The organism is Legionella wadsworthii DSM 21896 = ATCC 33877 (assembly GCF_000701265.1).
GTDB lineage: Bacteria > Pseudomonadota > Gammaproteobacteria > Legionellales > Legionellaceae > Legionella > Legionella wadsworthii.
Genome location: NZ_JNIA01000028.1, coordinates 1 through 16,880, shown reverse-complemented (window position 1 = coordinate 16,880; position 16,880 = coordinate 1). Strand labels below are relative to the sequence as shown.

The following is a 16,880-nucleotide window of genomic DNA, read 5'->3' as shown; positions in this document are numbered from 1 at the left end:
ATTCCATCCTTAAAATGTGTTCAAGACACTTTATTTCTAACCAATTTCTGAATACATCGACTACTTCTATTTAGAAACCCATTAAAGCAATTCAAAATTTGGATCCACTTAGTTTTATCTGGTCAATTTCTTATATGGAAGTATCTTGTAAATTTTCAAAAAATTTTTTGCACACAAAGCAATCTCTACAGCATTTAGAAATGTTTTTGATTTATTAGGGGGCAAATATGAACAGCCAAACTGGAATCATTTCATCTGAGTTTTCTACCCTTAAGGAAATAAAAGGGGTAGCTTTTCCTCCAATTTGTTTTTTAGCATTTATTTCACTCCTTCATTTGTTTTACAATCTAGGCTCGTCACACATAAAATATCTTCGTGATTTATTTGGCGAAATTGCTACATATGAGCTTTATACTTATTGGATAGGGTTCATGTTGGGTCTTTATTGGCTGTTAATACGGGTTCTAAATAAAAGTAATGAGTTATTCAGCCATGGCTCCATATTTTCAGGGCATCTATCCTTAAGGATTATATTCCCTTTTATTTCTACAGTAATGAGAGTCATTTTTTGGCTCATTTCGATTAATCTCTTTATTCAATATGCCCCTACTTCGGACCTCACATCTTATTTTCTCAATAAAATCAGTTCCGTGCTCATTATTGCAGCACTGGCTTGGCTGCTAATAAGGTTATCAGATGTGATTAGTGCCCTTTTACTTCAACATTATAATAAATCTGAAATTGGAGCCAATACACGGAAAATAAGAACACAAATACTGATTATGAAGCGGTTTTTGGCAGGGCTTATTTTCTTGCTTGCTTTAGGTGCGAGTTTTATGTTGTTTGATAATGTACGTGCTTTAGGTGCGAGCGTATTAACTACGGCTGGAATTTTTGGCTTAGTTGTGACTTTTGCAGCCCAACGTTCCCTGGGCAGCGTTTTTGCTGGATTAGAAATTGCTTGGACACAACCTATTAAAATTGGGGACTTAGTCATGATAGAAAATGAATTTGGCACCATTGAGGAGATTAGTTTTAGAAGTGTAATCATCAAATTGTGGGATTTAAGACGTTTGACTGTTCCTACTCATTATTTTTTGGAAAAACCGTTTCAAAATTGGAGCAGAAATGAAATTAATAACCTAATAGGGGCCGTGTCTCTCTATGTTGATTTTACTTTACCTCTCGCGAAATTACGTAACAAAGTAACCGATATATTAAAGTCATCAGCCCTATGGGACGGGAAGACATGCAAAATTCAGGTTTACGACCTACAAGAACATGTGATGCAGGTAAGAATATTGGTCAGCGCACAAAATGCTGATGATTTATCGAATCTTCGCTGCGAAATTCGAGAAAAAGTCATTCAATATATCGTTGAAAATTACCCCCGTGCTTTGCCCATGACCCGGGCAAGTAGTACAGTCCCATTAAATTTGGAAAGGAAAGAAGGGACAGGCAATTAAAAATGTCAAATAATAAGTGCATAATAAAAGAGTTCTTGTTGCTTTAAAATTAGAAAATAAATATTGACAAAGTTATCAATAAATGAGACAAATAAATTGAGTCAAAAATTAGGAAATTTGATTGTATGAATTAGCAAAAGGAGGTGTCAATTTAAAAAACCAAAGTCATAGAAGGCATCAGGTGAGTGGATTAATGATGTCAAAGTCATTTTTCAATACAGGGATACAAGGAATAAACTTAAATTAGTTGAAGTTATTGTTGTATTTGTATAAGGAGTTCCATATGAAAGAAAATAAATTTATAAATCTAAACATCGAACAGCTACAAAGTGCTATTGCACACATCCAATGCTTGGCCCAAGAGCTTGAATTGTTTAATGATTCATTAAATTACATTTCCCACTGCAACACGCCCCTTGGAAATATTATCTTATCTTCACTTAGTGAAATTGAAAACAAATTATTTATTACATATTCAGAAATAAAAAATTTAAATTTCAATCAAAAAAGTTGTGTTCACTGCTTCCCTTACCACTAAATAAAAAAGAAGCCATTTTAGAAATAGTAAATTAATTCCTCAGGAGAAAAGTAGAAGACATCATAACAGCTTTTTGTAACCTGAATCGGTGTAAAGGAGGCCATATGAATCATGATAAAGTAGCTAATCCAATAAAATTTTATAAACATCCAGATGAGGTGAAAAAAGACAACAGTTTGTCGACAACGGATAAAATTAAATTGCTGGAGAATTGGCTGGATGATATAAAATTGAAATTAATTGCAGAAGATGAAAGCATGTATTCGACCCAATCGCGTCCTAAGTATTTCGTTGCAGAGATTCAAAAACTATTAGAGGAAAACACGAAATAATTAATGGGTCATCTTTTTATATCAATTGAAATGATAATTTAAATGAGCAGGGAATCCACACGAATTCAATGAGTCATAACCCTAATATCTGTGTGAATTCTCTGTTCATTTTGATTGTTATAATCAAATCTAAATCCAATTTATTAATACCTCGAATAAATGCGCATTAACTGAAGGCATGATAAATCATACACTCGGATTTACGGAATGATCGAGTTGGGGTAATAAAGCTTGAATAAAAGCATGTTTGAATACATATCCTATGATAGATAGAATACTTGTTTTTGGATCTTCAATATTTCCCTCTATTTTAATTTTGGTAGCAAGAGTTTTTTTATTGTGGTTAGTGAATATTTTTGCACCTATCTCAAGGGCACCTTTATATAAAAATTCAACAGGGTTAAGCTGCTCTTTAGGATTTAATATTTTGAGCTTTTTTATAATTGGTTTTGCATAACCCCTTATCTTTCCATTCTTGGCGCCAAACTCTGAAAAAAGACTGAATTGTCCATCTGTTACATCTAGAGAAATAAAATGCCGGAGAAAATTATTGGCGCCCTTAATCTGCATCGATTTTAACGTACTATTCATCATGAATGTAGGTTCTTCTGCAAAAGGATCTAGTCTTCCTGAGATGGTAAAAGTGCCCTGATTGATTACTCCCTTACCTTTAAAAGTAGAAAACAAGCCTTCAATATTCTCAACCTTTTGTAAATTATCGAGAGAAAAATCAATATTGTTTAATTTTAGAGAGAAAGGTGGATTTCCTTGAAAGCTGTGAAGTGCAATAGTTCCATTCTTTACAGTAAACTGATTTATATTAACTGGAAATAGAGATTTTACTGCTTGCTGCCATTCCTCATTGATAGAAAGTTGTTGGTTGCGGCTGTTGGGCTCTACAACAAAATTTAATTCCGGATCATTTGTATGTATTTTCCCTACAAAAGATCCGTGCAACAATGCCTTCCATTGAACTGAAAGAATGATATCCTTAGCTGCAAAAAAAGGTACGGGAATAATCTCTGGGACTTTTTTAAGGGCAAGACCTTTAATTGTGTAACTTCCAGCAAGTAGATGAACATCAATATCATGGATCGTAACTTGATATCCTGGGATTCGATTTATCTTTTTTTCTGCATAATAAATTAGCAGAGAGGGGAGACAAATTCGAACTATGGCCAACGTTAAAAGAATTATTAATAAAAAACCATATACTATTTTGAAATGTGTTCTCATAATCCTGATGGAAGTGATTGGTTTTTACTTAGTATAAAAAAATGTTTTTATCTTATATTAAGATATTTTAAAATTTAATTGTCTTCATTGTCAAAGTAAGCCTTTGACAATTTTTAAAGGAAACTTATTTTATCTTTATGAAAGTATTTCTTATCACATTATCCGTTTTGATTCATTTAAAATGCTATGCCTTACCACTTTTAGAAAAGGGTGTGGAAAATGCTATTTACAATGTGACAAATAAACACACTTATCAATCCTTTATCTATTTCTTTAATACCAATCGGGAGCGCGATATCTTTATAAAGAAATGGAAATCTAAATCAGAAGTTAAAATTCATTCTTTAAACTTTATGCCAGCAGCAATACTTACATTAGAGCCTAAAGCGCCAATAAATTTCAATTTAATTTCTGATAAAAATATTCTTTATATTGCTTTAAATAAGCCGGCAGGAGAAAAGGAGCTTACTTCTAACTTACAGCATTTTAATGAAATCCAACATCTAGGACAATCTGAATGGTGGAAACACGGATACACGGGACAGAATACGGTTGTAGGTTTAATTGACTCGGGGATTGCACCGGATCATCCAGCACTTCAAAATAAAAAAATTATTATCAATAAAACATCTAGTGCCCATTATCATGACTATCCTTATGGAGTTAGAACGGCACATGGGACTGGGGTTGCTTGTATTTATGCCGGTTACCAAATCATAAAAAATCAAGCCCATCGTGGCGTTGCATTTGAATCTCCTATTATTATGTCTACCCTGGCGGGCGAAGGCAATAAAAGAGACCATGACTTTTGGCTCACCTATTCAAGTTTAAATTGGCTTTTAGGTGCAAATACGAAACCTACAGTAATCAATTACAGTTTTGGCAATGGCAAAATAACATGTCCCCATTGTAACGATTGGAGCGGCATGGCGATGGTTGTCGATTATATAGTCAACAAATACCATATACTTTGGGTCACTTCTGCGGGAAATAAAGGAGAGGCCGCACATAAAAAAAACAGGCCATATAATTCAACAATGACTGTTCCGGCGGATAATTATAATGGCTTAACCGTTACAAATATGGACATCTATCATAAAGGACCTAATGGGCTCTTTAGTAATAAACGTGAGACACATAAAATTTATCATTCAAGCAGCAGAGGTCCTACATTAAAAGGAAGAAAAAAACCGGATATTTCAGCTCCAGGGAATAACACATTAACCTGTGCTCCCGACCCACAAAAATATAACATCAAGTATACTGCGAGAATGCAGTATAAAGAGGGTTATCGATTGATGGGAGGGACAAGCTCTGCTGCCCCTCACGTAGGTGCTGCTGCTTTGCTCTTACATTCTGCACATATCACTCATCCTATGCTGATTAAAGCGCTGCTTATTAATAGTGCAGATTCTTGGGTTTCCAATGATAAATTCGGTTCTAATGATTCCTATCATGAATTTACAGGTGGGCACCATGAATCATCAGGTTCTGAATGGAATTCAACTTATGGTTGGGGTTATATGAACTTATACACTGCATACAGGCAAAAGGATTTTTTAAATTTAAACCAACTTTCCAAACAGTACCCAATCATTGAATATAAGGTCAAACTTAATGATTTTGACAAAGTGACTTTAGTACACGAGCGGCGGCTTGGATTTACACCTAAAGGTCAACATTGGCAGTTGTCTCATCTTACCCTGGAAATATTTGATGTCGTTCATCATTCAAAGCTAGCCAGTGATTCCAGTCCTATTGATACTGTACACCAGGTATCATTAAAAACTTCAAGAGATAAGGAGTTTTATGATCCGCTACAAAGAAAGGAATTCATTGTAAGAGTCAGGTTAAAACCGGATACGTTGGAAGGAAGCAATGTGGAACCTTTTGCCATTGCTTTCCCTACCTCGATTATATCTATCAAGAAATACAGTAAGTTATCTGCAATTACTGGAACATAGCAGGAGATGTGCCCCATCAGGGCCATACCCCTCCTGTCTTTTTTAGTTCGCATTTATGAGCTCAATCAAATTAAATAATTTCAAGGTTTTACCCATTTATTTCGCTTAAATCTCCTGTCCTAATTTGGAACGGGCGTTTATTTTTCATCCCCAATCTTGAGCCAATACATGCAAATACTGCGCCTAGGAAAAATAAGATAAAAATCAAATGAGCACTTACGATTAAACTTTCAGGTGTAGCAGTTATTTTAATTGTTTTATGATCATTCTCTAAAGAGGATGGGTTTGTTTCAACAGTTGTTGTTTGTGCGCTGGTATCACTTTCTTTAGTAATCATAAAAATAGATCGGGAAGTTTCATTTGATACATAAGAGGCATATTGATTTATTGGGAGAATTAAAAATGAGCTTAATGCTATCGCTGTAATCCAGGTAAGAAAACCATACAATAGATCCAAATGACTCTCTGAAAAATATCTTCCCAGGTAACCTGCAGTGTAGCCTCCGGTAAGCATAGAAACAATAATCCCAATTAAAATACCTAGAGTTCCTCCAAAATCAAAAAATATTTTTCCCTCTTCATTTAAATAAAAAGTACTTATCCCCAGAGCGGCTTCAAACATATTTAATATAATATTAATTCCTATCGCTACTAAAGCTCCTGACACAACTGCAGACCAACACAATTTTCCACTTCGCCCGGGAATAACATAGGGTTCATTCTTCATAAGTCTATCTCCCCTTTAAATAATATTGTTCACGAACCAAATCAGCCCTAATACACTCAGTGGGACACCAAGCAACCACGCCATGAAATATTTCATTAATTTACCTCCTTTAAATTGTTTTTACTGGGACATCTGAGTGCTGTCTCAGAAATTTGCTATTTCACCGAATAAGCATCTTGATTTAAGTGACTCAGCAATTGTGCCACATTGGTGAGATATCCATGTTAATGGCAATTCAATACAAATGTCAAACAATGATAGACAAATACAGATAAAATACAGATAAAAAAAAGTAAATAAAATATTGACATTAGGATCCATAAATGAGACAAATAAATTGAAACAAAACAAGGAGATTAATATGAGAAAAACAAAAATTGTTATGGGAATTACTGGTTTTGGATTGTTGTTAGGCAGTCATGTCGCATCTGCAGAAAAACTTCTGACACACCGTTATGACTTACCTTCTGGACAATTAGTTCTTTTAAAAGGGAATGTATTTTCCACCAGGAAAATAGATTGTCAAATACGTGCGGATGTTCCAAAAGATCACACCATAAACTTTGTATCCTTACACAACCAAAATATTGTGAATGGATTAATTTTGCCCGAGGGTCAAAATACGACCATCAAGAGTAAAATAGGGGATCATATTTTTATAGAAATGGAGTCAAACTCTGAGCTGGGGCTCACTAATGAGGGTGATAGCCTGGTTAATATTGAGTGTAAATAATCAGTTTTAAGGAGAACTTATGAATAAAGATATATTCAAAGGGGAATGGGAAGAAATTAAAGGAAAAATGAAACAAACGTGGGGTAAATTGACTGATGATGACTTTAAGGTTATTGAGGGGAACCATCAAGAAATTTTTGGAGCCCTTCAGAAACACTACGGTTACACCAGGCAAGAGGCCGAAAAGGCTTTAGAAAAACTATAAAACAAAGAATTGGCCAGGGATGGCCTTTTTTATCTCGTCAAATTTTATAACCTTAAAGATCTTCTGCGGCCTCATATCAGAATGATTATTGCAAAATTGCCTCCATCTAAGATTAAGATAAGCCTAACCAAGTTATGATTTATTGCGCTTGTTCGAGGAACTCAATTAGCCACTCGGGATGAGCTAATTCTCCGATGCAGGTCTGAGGTTAAATTAATAATTATCTCAAATAGATTGATATTAACTGGGTGATTGATTATCGAGTAAAAATTTATTATCCACCTGAATGCTAAAATAATTTCTAAAGCCTAAAAAGGTTGCTATGAGCAGCGAGCACCCGGCCATTAAAATTACCCAGGAGGCATGATACATAAAAACTTTCTTGTAAATGAAACCTAAAATTAAACCCACTAAAATTTGAGGAAAAACAACTGCAATATTAAAAATGCCCATATTATAACCTAAATTTTTTTCTTTTATCATTTCACCAAACATTGTATAGGGGCAGGTTGATAGGGTAGCCCACCCAATTCCGTAAAAAATAATTAATATGGATATATAGAATGGTTGTGATGTAAAAGCGAGTACAACTAAGCTCACTCCACCTAAACCTAATCCTAGAACAAAAATGTGCTGGATTTTTAAAAAACGATTAAAGCTAGGTATGAATAAAGAAAACATCATGCTGGAAAATTGTAACAATCCAAAATAATTCGAGCAGAGTACATTTGCTTTAGCAAGGTAAGAAGTGGATTTGTCCAAATTATCTGTAATACTTAAAGGCATATGATAGACCATTTGTGCAATATCCAGGCTAAGGTAATTCCACACAGAAAATACCGCGATCCAAGCAAAAAAAGAAATATTACTTAATTTCCAGAATTCTTTGGGTAGCTCCTTGATTGAATTATAAAATATGGTGATAAAATTTTTTAGATTTACTTTTTTCTTTGGATTCTTTTTAACGGGAGGCTCCTTAACCATGCACACGGTCAGCAGTGAAGTTATTAGATAAAAAAGTGCTCCAATTATAAAAGTACACTCAATATAGGTAGGAAGTGATGAATTAGAGTCCATATTGCTGGAAAAATTAAATATATTTATAAGTACCCATGGAAGTACTCCTGCACACATGGCCCCTAATCCTGCAAGTGCTGTAGATAAACTAAAAGCTTTGGTTCGCTCATTATTTTCGGTGCTATCAAGAATAAGAGCTCTTGAAAGCTGTGCATTGCCATTGGCTCCAGTATCAAGGAAGATAATTAATAAGATAATAAATAAGGTGCTATGCGCATAAGGCAGGCACACTAAACTAAAAATGCCTAAGAGAGTAGAAATAAAAAAAAGGGGTTTTCTGCGACCATAACGAGACCTCATATTATCCGATAGAGTACCTAATAAGGGTTGGAATGTTCCTGTAAGGGGTGCGATAAGCCATAAATAACTAATAAGGTGGGCTTTAAAACCAGCGAATTGCAAGATTGTACTTAAATTTGCAATCTGCAAATTCGTGATTAATCCAAAACCAAAAGCACAAATAGTTAAATAAAATAATTTTCTTTTAATCAAAATTGACCTTATAAAGTTAAAAAATAATAAAATTAAAAACAAATGCCTGCACAGCTTGATGCACTATTACAAAAGTACGAGACATATTTAACCTTTATTCGCTGCAAAATGTAATTTGGAAAATTTTGATTTGCTTTTTCATGAATAAATTTAGTGCATGGATTTGGCAAATATATTTATACACTAAATTATTAAAATTGATGTCATAAAAGTCAATAAAAAAATAAAGCATTATGAGTTTAAAAATAATTTTTAGTTGTCATAAAATATTTGACATTAATTGGATGGTTGTAATACTATTGGAAGTGCAAATAAAAGTATACAAAGGAGATCATAATGAAAAAAATAAAAATGGCATTGCTTGTCTCTTCAATTGTGACTGGATCTGCCTTTGCAGCCCCAAGCTGTGATGGGTTTCAAATAAAATTAAAAAATAATTTAGCAGATGATTTAATCGTTACCTCTATTAAATTAAATGGAGCCGACATTGACCCTGGGATGTTTGAAAAGTTAGGCAGTAAATCAGAGCAGGTTTTCACAGTCAATCACAGCAAAGAAAATGTCCTCATGAAAGGTGAATTTAATCTTCATACACTTTCTTTGCCCAGTAAAACAGTGAAAATAAAGTACACAATAGAGAACAAAACTGGTTTTTGCGAGCATACAGACAAATCTCCTAAAAGTGATTATGCTGTAGAAAAAACAAGAGAAATTGGACAGGTTAAATATTCAATTAATAACCAATAATTCTTTGTTCCAGGTCCCATCTATTATGTGACCTGGAAAGTGCGAATATGGTGCTGCTAAATATTTTGGTAAATACAAGATAACAACACGGAAATTTTCAAGATTGTCTGTATGATTTGCCGAAATGCAAGGCGGTTTTGATTACTCCTTGGCTTATTTTTTTAGTGGGGAGCATAATAGACAGAAACACTATAAGCATTTAAAATTTGGTTTGTAAATGAATTGATTGCCTTGTACTTAAATAGGGATAAATTTTCGATGAGGTTTTTTAAATGTTAATTTTTCAGGAAAAAGAGGATGACAAAATTCAATTGCGCATTAGGATGCATTCTTTAGTTTTAAAAGAAATTGAAGCCTACTGTCGTTGGGCTAATATCCAATACAAAGATTTTTTTATCCAACGCGCATGCGAGTATATTTTTGCTCATGATGAGGATTGGATTAATCATAAAAAACAAACTGAAAGTTAAATACTCTACACCTTAATATTTAAACAAAATAATGTTGTGATCATTTAAAGGAATTTGACAATGCTTCCTATAGGGGCAAATTAAATTCAGTTCTGATTCCATTGGATGAGAATGGTCTTGCTTTTATTATTTGGTTGGTGCTTTTTATATCCTTTCTTAACATCGATTCATTTTTAACAAGAGCTATATATTTTCTACTCGTCATCCAATTTGAGTGACTTTTCAAGTTTGAAACAGTATTAGACAAAATTTATTATATACTATTGATTTAAATGGCACATTATAATTGTCATTTTGTCCCTAATAAAAATGTGACAAGAATGGTGTTTTAATATTCGTCATAAAAATATTGACATTATTTGTCACTTTAGTATGATGATATTTAAGATAATTCGCAATAAGTATAATAAGGAGTTTAAAATGAATATGAGAAATACATCACTTGTGTACTTATCTGAGCAATTTCATAGTGAAAACACTATTCGATCCTTTTTAGAGAGTAAATTTGGTAACTCAAAAAATATTCTTCTCCAAATTGAGGACGTTATCAATCAATTAAAAGAGGAGCGTTTGATTGACGATGTTCGATTGGCTAATACTTTGGCTTCTCATTACAGACATAAAGGGAATCGTTTCATTATGGATCTACTACGAAAGAAAGGTATTCAGGATGATATAATTACACAGGCTTTATCTCAGTTAAAGAGTGAAGTTATTCGGGCGATGAAAGAAGTTAAACTTCGTTTAGCCGGTAAATGGGATAATTCAGAAAACCAGATTTCCTATATTCATCGTTTTCTTCAAGGTCGTCAATTTTCTCATTTGACCATCCGTTTGGTTATCAATGAACTGATATGTCACGCTGTTCCTGGAAAGGAAGCGGCATAAGTCTGCTCATTTACAGTCTGAGAATAGAGGCATGTTTAAGAAATAAGAGATTGAATGAAACATCGCTGCGATAACATCACCGGGGGACGGTGATGCAAACTAACCTAGATTCGTTCCTTATTATTAAACTGCCCTAAAATTATAAGAGCCTTCAAGAATTTTTTTCTATCTACCCAAGCATTCTTGATAAAAATATGAATTACCATCATACAGGAGGGAATTATCAACTCATTTCATTTCCGCGTAACCTAATGCCGTTCTCTTCAATATCAATTAAACCTCGTTTATAAAGATGGCCTAATGCATTCTTGAAATTTTTTTTGCTTTCAGAGAATGTCTGCTGAATTTCTACCGGAGAACTTTTGTCATGTAATTTTAAATAGCCACCCGACTTCTCAAGCTCCAGTAGAATCCGATGTGCCAATTCATTAATATTATTTTGACCTGTCTGTCTTAGCATCACATCAATTTTTCCATCTTCACGTATTTTCTTAATGTATCCCTTTATTTTTTTGCCGTAGCCTAACACCTGAAAAATATCATCTGCATGGATTAATCCCCAGTGGCTGTTGTTGATAATGACTTTGCGGCCTAAAGTGGTTGTGTCAGCAATAAGTAAACTCACTTCTTCTCCGGGTTTAAAAAGAGCTTCTTTTTTGTCCAAATAATAATCTATTTTTGAGCTTGCAATAATACGGCCCTGATTATCCAGTTTTATATAGACGAGATAAAATTTGCCCTTTTCCATAGGGCGATGTTGTTCTGGTTTGGGTACCAATAAATCCTTTTCTAAGCCCCAATCCAGAAACGCACCTATAGGATTGACATCAATCACTTTCAAAACAGCGAATTGGCCTAATTCGGCATAAGGATGCTTTGTCGTAGCAATAATCTTGTCTTCTGAATCAAAATAAACAAATACATCAAGAACATCACCAACCAAAGCACCTTTAGGGACGTACTTAATAGGTAATAAGATTTCCCCCCATTCCCCTCCTTGGAGATATACCCCAAATGGGACTTCCCGCACCATTTTTAATTTATTAAATTGGCCTATATGAATCATGAGTTAACCTGTCTTTTAAAATGTGCCAAGCTTAACACAGAAAAATTCCTTAAGTTTATTTTTTATGAATGATGGCGCAAATTGAATGCGGTCTCTTCTCCATAAAGCATCAAAAAAGAAGAAAACTTTTTTACTCCGTTTTATTCATTGATGGTCTGGGAATGGCCAATTTTATCTGACCTATTTGCACTAAATCGTCGAATTGTTTCTCAAAAGATACTGTTTTGAATAAACTTAGAGCCATGGATTTTTCAGAAAGAAGTTCTCGCCACATCTCACGTAATTGTTTTTCTTCTGTCGGTGTTATGCCAATTTGTTCTTTTTTAGCTAGTTCAAACGCTCTTTGCTGGATCCTGAAGATAATATCGTCTTGTTTGATAAAACCCTCATGACTTTTAACTAATCTAAATAATGAGTGCAAATCTTTTATGCCGTTTTGATTGGTTATCAGTTCATATATTTCGTTGAATACGGGCTTTTGGTCCGCTAATTCCGATTCTTTCCCCTCAGATTGTTTTAATAAATCCATGAGCGAGGATAATTTTTCAGCGCTACTGATTTTCTTTTGCTCCGGAACAAGAGGCCAATTAAAGGAATTGATATTAAAATGTTGGAATAAAAGTTGCCTTGCTTGTAAAGCGATTTGCCGTGGTGCGGAAGTAGCCAAATCATTAAGTATATTTTTCGCTATTTCTCCTCTTTCATTTTCAGGTATTAAAGGATAGATATTTTTTTCAAGGAGCAAAAGGCCTGCCTTTTCACAAAGTGCTTTTTTGTTTCCTAGCTGTATTGACTGCTCTAAATATTTTTCACAACTACCCCAGTCTTTATTACGAAAAGCTGTTACCGCCAACTCATAAAAGAAAAGGGAGACATCATCAGGCAAACAATTCCCTAGAGTTTTAATGTACTTTAAAGCATTTTTGGGGGCGCCGTCCGGCTTATCAATGACAGTTACTTTACTGAGATCAACATGGCATTGAGTACTGAGATGATTTAAAAAATTCAATAACTCTTTTTTATTCGGTTTGTAGTGTCCGCTTAATAGGGTTATTTCGGTGATTTGACCATTAGATACACGTAAGGTCCCGGCACACATCACAGGCCTACCTTTTAAAAAAGATGAGTGGTGCATATCAGAATAAAGAGTAAATGCTGGATTATTTGTATAGACTGTTCCATCCACGTCCGCAGCGAAAATACATACACCACTTTGAATATTTGATCCTGATGCTCGGCTTGTATCTAAAAGTTTGCCTTTAAAATATATATTCCCTGCATTATCAAAGCGTGTTATAAAATCTTTGGGATTTTCTAAATAACTTACCGCTTGTTTGTCTACACCTACTGTCTTTTGGTCTTTTTGTATGACTTCATATAAAGATAATTTTGCATTTTTGGATTCATAATTGGCTTCCTTCAGCCAATTTACAATGGCCACTTCTCCATTAAATTTTAATTCTCCCCAATACTCTTCTTCTAATGGTTTACCAGATCCTGAATCTAAGCCAAAAATCTCTTTTAACAACAGCCAACGCGCTTTGGCATCCGTTTCAGCTTCAGGTAAATAGTATTTTGAAACCGCTTGTTTTTCTATTTCTAAAATAGTTAATAAATTGGGATGATCGACACAAAGACTCTCATACCACACATCAATGGAATCACTTCGCATGGAACGTTCCTCTACGGGGATGTTTGTAATAAATTGTTCACATAATTCAATAATTTCCTCTAAGATGCCTTGATTATATTCCGCACGTTCTTGAGCAGTATTAAATTTTGTATTGGGAGAATTGTATAAATGAAGTAATTTGTTCAGCTGCTTAATAGTAGAAGCTTCCGCTGTTGTATTGGATTCATGAGGAATAATAGTGCTTGTCCAGGTAAACATAAACTATCCAAACTTTAACTCTATAAATTCATTATAGTGTAAGGTTAATGATAGTAGGTTGTATTATGCTCATTAAGGAACTAAATTTATCAATGTAGCCTTGAAATAGTCTTAGAATTGAACCCAATCTTGTGCTGGCATATTTTCCATAGGCAATACTTCATAGGTTTTGAAGACATCTCCATCTTGGGATAAGAGAATTGCTATAGGCCTTGTTTTTTCAAAATGTGCAAAAATAATCATCATCATCACAGTAATAGGTACAGAGAGGAACATACCTAATATTCCCCAAATTTCTCCCCAAACTGCCAAGGCAATTAGGATGACTAAAGGACTTAAATTCAATGAGTTACTTAAGTATCGTGGCTCAATCAAATTTCCAACAATAAATTGAATTGCGCCCAAAGCCAGTATAATTTCTATAAAAGGTATCCAACTGGTAAATTGTAATGCTGCGAGTGCCGTGGGAAATGCTATTGCTATAATCGCTCCGATATTAGGAATGAAATTAAGAAAAAAGATAAGTAGTGCCCAAAATTCAGCAAAATCTAACCCTACCCACTTCATAATAATCCAACTCGCCAAGGCAGTTGCAATACTCAAGATGGATTTTATTCCCAGATAGGTTTGAGTGTTGTTCACGATATGGCTGATGATGTTGTTTATTAATAGCCGACCTTCCAAAGTGGGGAATAAAGAATCAATTTTTTTTAGAAAAAAATGCTGTTCTACAAATAAAAAAGCCACATACAACACAATAAGAACGGTAGAGCTGGCAAGGGTCGTGAAAACGGCATAGACATTTACAAACACAGTCTGAAGGTTCATACTTTTGATCATGTTGTTCATGCTGGCTAATATTTTTACATTAAATTTTTCATCAATACTGCTCGAAATTTTTAATAAATTTTCCTGATAACGACTCGACGCCGCGATCACATTGCTCACATTATCAGTGATGATATTAATAAAAATAAACACGCAAACAATGACAATTGCAAATGCAAAAATCATACTAAGCCAATTAGGCAGACGGGATCCCACAGTAGGAATTTGTTGAATGATGTTACTTATGGTATTGAGTAGATGCCAAATAAGTACAGCCATGACTAAAGGAATAAGCACATGACTTCCAATGATCAGAAAATAACCCACAATAAATAATATGATTAATCCTGAGGTAAACAGAAGCATGCGGCTCATAAGCTTAACCCCCGAAATTCAAGGAGTGGAACAGCGTTAACTTTCTTATCTGATACATGTGAAAAGTCCTTTTTAATCAATATTTATTCCATATTAGCAGTGATTAAAAAAAAACAGAATTTAAATATTATTTAATTTTAATTTAAAAATTATTTGAAAATATAGAAGCTCCGGATTAGAAATCCGAAGCTTCTATAGATGAATCACAATCAGAAACATCCAGGGATACAAATGTCTTCAGAATCTTTAGAAACTTCCGTTGTGAGGTGATTTTTGACTTCGTTATATTTCTTAGTAAACTCCCTGTTGTTTTTTTCAAGGATATTTTTCTGTGGTTCGAAATAAGTAACGGCAAAGTATTCTTCTAAGAAAGCATTGATGTATGCTTTCAATTTATTGAGAATTCCTGGAGCTGCAGTTAAGGAAGGTTCCCAACTATAAATGGATGAACGGCACTCTTGAGCCATTTGCTGAACACGATTCTTAAATAAGAAAAGGGGAATTCCTTGTTTAAATTCTTTATCAAATCTGTCAACAGACGCTTGTAATTGAATTTTAAGTTGTTGCACTGCATTGATAACATCATCAGGAAGAATTTCATTCCCACTTTTGTGATCACGTTCTACCGATGTCAATTCAGTTATTAACTCAGTAATTTTATAACGGATCCTGGGGTTGTTGCTCGCCAAATCTTCAAGTCCATTTTTCATTTTGTCTACGTTTTTTGCTCCCCAATTCCATAGATTGAAACCCATTTTCTACCTCTCTTGTTTTTAATAGTAAAGACTACTTCTCAACATTACCGAGAAAGCGAGAAGCATTTTAGCAGTAGTCGATTATAAAACAAATCATTTGGAATAAATATGATCAGATTGTGTCATATTGTTCCTTGTATTCACCAGAAGCACCGTGTCATTGCCGCGATGGCGGGGGAAATTCAATACGGCAAATTTCATCACAGATTTGCTGGATACTTAATTCTTCAGTATCCAAGCATAAGTCACAATGTTTTTGAAAATCGAATCTTTTTAACCAATGAAGTGCGGAACCTTTCAACCGATCACCTCTTGCTTCTTCCCTTTGAGTGATTGCTGCTTCAGAGGCATCAAGATAAATAAATACAATTTGATATTCTTTTAAAATTTTCTGGTACAGTTCAAAATCTTCCTGAGTCGTAATAAATGAATCAACGATGATATTGAAACCCTCTTGTGCAATCAGTCTGAGTACTTTGGGTATGGTGAGATAGAGTTTAGAACAGAGTGCCCCAGGAATAATTTCATAGGTTCCATCGGCATGCTGTTGTGCATAACAAATATCATTGGGAATACAAACCTGGGAATTGTTGGGATGTAATTCCAAAAATTTATCACCCAGCATTCCTAAATAGCCATCGGTACTAAAACTAAGCCAACCGTCACCTAGTCGCTTCTGTAATTCTTGACACACAGTGGACTTCCCTGAAGAGGAAGTGCCGCAAACTACAATAATCATTTGTACATGCCTTTTCTTCGATTGATATCAGCATTATATGAAATTGTATTACATTGGAAAAATTAATTTTTTCTTTGACTGGCTCAGTTGCAAATCAACAGTTTCTTTATTACCACCTTTCTCCCACAGAGGTTAGTTCAAAAGGTTTTTTTTGAATATCCTGGATCCCGCGGACAAGCCGCGGGACGTAGGGGGGAAGATGGACAACTCCTTAAGGTAGGTGGAAGGCTGGATTTTTTTAGTTAAGGAGGTTGATGATGGACACCTCCTTAAGGTAGGGGGAAATCTGGATTTTTTTGGTTAAGGAGGTTGAAGATGGACACCTCCTTAAGGTAGGGGGAAATCTGGATT

The 16,880-nt window shown here is 34.4% G+C and carries 17 protein-coding genes; 9 read left to right on the top strand and 8 right to left on the bottom strand.

The features are described 5' to 3' along the window. Positions 1-227 precede the first annotated feature (227 nt). The 3 genes from BU07_RS0105435 to BU07_RS0105425 all read left to right on the top strand — a co-directional run bounded on the left by BU07_RS0105435 (position 228) and on the right by BU07_RS0105425 (position 2,336). A complete protein-coding gene (locus tag BU07_RS0105435; protein ID WP_051635482.1) occupies positions 228-1,466 on the top strand; it encodes a mechanosensitive ion channel family protein in 1,239 nt (412 codons plus the stop codon). A 283-nt stretch (positions 1,467-1,749) separates the two neighbouring features. Further along, on the top strand, positions 1,750-2,004 hold the full coding sequence (locus tag BU07_RS0105430; protein ID WP_031564082.1) for a hypothetical protein: 255 nt from the start codon (positions 1,750-1,752) through the stop codon (positions 2,002-2,004). Between the two features lie 104 nt (positions 2,005-2,108). Next, the gene (locus BU07_RS0105425; RefSeq protein WP_031564081.1) at positions 2,109-2,336 is read left to right on the top strand and encodes a hypothetical protein; all 228 of its coding nucleotides are present in this window, start codon (positions 2,109-2,111) and stop codon (positions 2,334-2,336) included. A 186-nt stretch (positions 2,337-2,522) separates the two neighbouring features. Here BU07_RS0105425 and BU07_RS0105420 read toward each other — a convergent pair whose 3' ends face one another. Then, entirely contained in the window at positions 2,523-3,572 is a 1,050-nt protein-coding gene (locus tag BU07_RS0105420; RefSeq protein ID WP_031564080.1) for a DUF748 domain-containing protein, read from the bottom strand. A gap of 137 nt (positions 3,573-3,709) precedes the next feature. On the opposite strand from BU07_RS0105420, the gene BU07_RS0105415 reads away from it, so the two are divergent. Continuing rightward, positions 3,710-5,536 carry a S8 family peptidase gene (locus BU07_RS0105415; RefSeq protein WP_035899004.1) on the top strand — a complete coding sequence of 609 codons (1,827 nt, stop codon included), beginning with the start codon at positions 3,710-3,712 and terminating at the stop codon, positions 5,534-5,536. An 88-nt stretch (positions 5,537-5,624) separates the two neighbouring features. On the opposite strand, the gene BU07_RS0105410 is transcribed toward BU07_RS0105415, so the two are convergent. After that, positions 5,625-6,263, bottom strand: a complete 639-nt coding sequence (locus BU07_RS0105410) for a hypothetical protein (RefSeq protein WP_051635481.1) — start codon at positions 6,261-6,263, stop codon at positions 5,625-5,627. 361 nt (positions 6,264-6,624) lie between these two features. Here BU07_RS0105410 and BU07_RS0105405 point away from each other — a divergent pair, with 361 nt between their 5' ends. Next, positions 6,625-6,996, top strand: coding sequence for a hypothetical protein (locus BU07_RS0105405; protein WP_031564077.1), 372 nt, complete (start codon positions 6,625-6,627; stop codon positions 6,994-6,996). Positions 6,997-7,015: 19 nt separating this feature from the next. Beyond that, positions 7,016-7,201 (top strand): CsbD family protein, encoded by a 186-nt coding sequence (locus BU07_RS0105400; RefSeq protein ID WP_031564076.1) that lies wholly within the window; start codon positions 7,016-7,018, stop codon positions 7,199-7,201. A gap of 240 nt (positions 7,202-7,441) precedes the next feature. Here the strand turns inward: BU07_RS0105400 and BU07_RS0105390 are convergent, their stop codons facing one another. Then, the gene (locus BU07_RS0105390) at positions 7,442-8,770 is read right to left on the bottom strand and encodes an MFS transporter (RefSeq protein ID WP_031564075.1); all 1,329 of its coding nucleotides are present in this window, start codon (positions 8,768-8,770) and stop codon (positions 7,442-7,444) included. Between the two features lie 336 nt (positions 8,771-9,106). Between BU07_RS0105390 and BU07_RS0105385 the strand changes: the two genes are divergently transcribed. The 3 genes from BU07_RS0105385 (at position 9,107) to BU07_RS0105375 (ending at position 10,875) form a co-directional block, all read left to right on the top strand. Further along, complete coding sequence (locus BU07_RS0105385; protein ID WP_031564074.1) at positions 9,107-9,517, top strand: hypothetical protein; 411 nt, start codon at positions 9,107-9,109, stop codon at positions 9,515-9,517. Positions 9,518-9,789: 272 nt separating this feature from the next. Continuing rightward, the gene (locus BU07_RS0105380; RefSeq protein ID WP_031564073.1) at positions 9,790-9,987 is read left to right on the top strand and encodes a hypothetical protein; all 198 of its coding nucleotides are present in this window, start codon (positions 9,790-9,792) and stop codon (positions 9,985-9,987) included. A 420-nt stretch (positions 9,988-10,407) separates the two neighbouring features. Next, positions 10,408-10,875: a regulatory protein RecX gene (locus BU07_RS0105375; RefSeq protein ID WP_031564072.1), complete on the top strand. Its 468-nt coding sequence runs from the start codon at positions 10,408-10,410 to the stop codon at positions 10,873-10,875. A gap of 223 nt (positions 10,876-11,098) precedes the next feature. On the opposite strand, the gene BU07_RS0105365 is transcribed toward BU07_RS0105375, so the two are convergent. The 5 genes from BU07_RS0105365 to BU07_RS0105345 form a co-directional block, all read right to left on the bottom strand. Further along, on the bottom strand, positions 11,099-11,941 hold the full coding sequence (locus BU07_RS0105365) for a CvfB family protein (RefSeq protein WP_031564071.1): 843 nt from the start codon (positions 11,939-11,941) through the stop codon (positions 11,099-11,101). A 130-nt stretch (positions 11,942-12,071) separates the two neighbouring features. Then, entirely contained in the window at positions 12,072-13,832 is a 1,761-nt protein-coding gene (locus BU07_RS0105360; protein WP_031564070.1) for a hypothetical protein, read from the bottom strand. Between the two features lie 111 nt (positions 13,833-13,943). After that, positions 13,944-15,035 carry an AI-2E family transporter gene (locus tag BU07_RS0105355; RefSeq protein ID WP_031564069.1) on the bottom strand — a complete coding sequence of 364 codons (1,092 nt, stop codon included), beginning with the start codon at positions 15,033-15,035 and terminating at the stop codon, positions 13,944-13,946. Positions 15,036-15,244: 209 nt separating this feature from the next. Next, positions 15,245-15,790 (bottom strand): hypothetical protein, encoded by a 546-nt coding sequence (locus BU07_RS0105350; RefSeq protein ID WP_031564068.1) that lies wholly within the window; start codon positions 15,788-15,790, stop codon positions 15,245-15,247. 157 nt (positions 15,791-15,947) lie between these two features. After that, entirely contained in the window at positions 15,948-16,529 is a 582-nt protein-coding gene (locus BU07_RS0105345; protein ID WP_031564067.1) for a phosphotransferase-like protein, read from the bottom strand. Positions 16,530-16,880 lie beyond the last annotated feature (351 nt).

Excerpts from the sequence above, each read along its gene's own strand:
- BU07_RS0105360 (WP_031564070.1), bottom strand. The coding sequence starts at position 13,832 with ATGTTTACCTGGACAAGCACTATTATTCCTCATGAATCCAATACAACA.
- BU07_RS0105385 (WP_031564074.1), top strand. The coding sequence starts at position 9,107 with ATGAAAAAAATAAAAATGGCATTGCTTGTCTCTTCAATTGTGACTGGA.
- BU07_RS0105350 (WP_031564068.1), bottom strand. The coding sequence starts at position 15,790 with ATGGGTTTCAATCTATGGAATTGGGGAGCAAAAAACGTAGACAAAATG.
- BU07_RS0105365 (WP_031564071.1), bottom strand. The coding sequence starts at position 11,941 with ATGATTCATATAGGCCAATTTAATAAATTAAAAATGGTGCGGGAAGTC.
- BU07_RS0105405 (WP_031564077.1), top strand. The coding sequence starts at position 6,625 with ATGAGAAAAACAAAAATTGTTATGGGAATTACTGGTTTTGGATTGTTG.
- BU07_RS0105380 (WP_031564073.1), top strand. The coding sequence starts at position 9,790 with ATGTTAATTTTTCAGGAAAAAGAGGATGACAAAATTCAATTGCGCATT.
- BU07_RS0105345 (WP_031564067.1), bottom strand. The coding sequence starts at position 16,529 with ATGATTATTGTAGTTTGCGGCACTTCCTCTTCAGGGAAGTCCACTGTG.
- BU07_RS0105410 (WP_051635481.1), bottom strand. The coding sequence starts at position 6,263 with ATGAAGAATGAACCCTATGTTATTCCCGGGCGAAGTGGAAAATTGTGT.
- BU07_RS0105420 (WP_031564080.1), bottom strand. The coding sequence starts at position 3,572 with ATGAGAACACATTTCAAAATAGTATATGGTTTTTTATTAATAATTCTT.
- BU07_RS0105435 (WP_051635482.1), top strand. The coding sequence starts at position 228 with ATGAACAGCCAAACTGGAATCATTTCATCTGAGTTTTCTACCCTTAAG.
- BU07_RS0105415 (WP_035899004.1), top strand. The coding sequence starts at position 3,710 with ATGAAAGTATTTCTTATCACATTATCCGTTTTGATTCATTTAAAATGC.
- BU07_RS0105355 (WP_031564069.1), bottom strand. The coding sequence starts at position 15,035 with ATGAGCCGCATGCTTCTGTTTACCTCAGGATTAATCATATTATTTATT.
- BU07_RS0105430 (WP_031564082.1), top strand. The coding sequence starts at position 1,750 with ATGAAAGAAAATAAATTTATAAATCTAAACATCGAACAGCTACAAAGT.
- BU07_RS0105425 (WP_031564081.1), top strand. The coding sequence starts at position 2,109 with ATGAATCATGATAAAGTAGCTAATCCAATAAAATTTTATAAACATCCA.
- BU07_RS0105400 (WP_031564076.1), top strand. The coding sequence starts at position 7,016 with ATGAATAAAGATATATTCAAAGGGGAATGGGAAGAAATTAAAGGAAAA.
- BU07_RS0105375 (WP_031564072.1), top strand. The coding sequence starts at position 10,408 with ATGAATATGAGAAATACATCACTTGTGTACTTATCTGAGCAATTTCAT.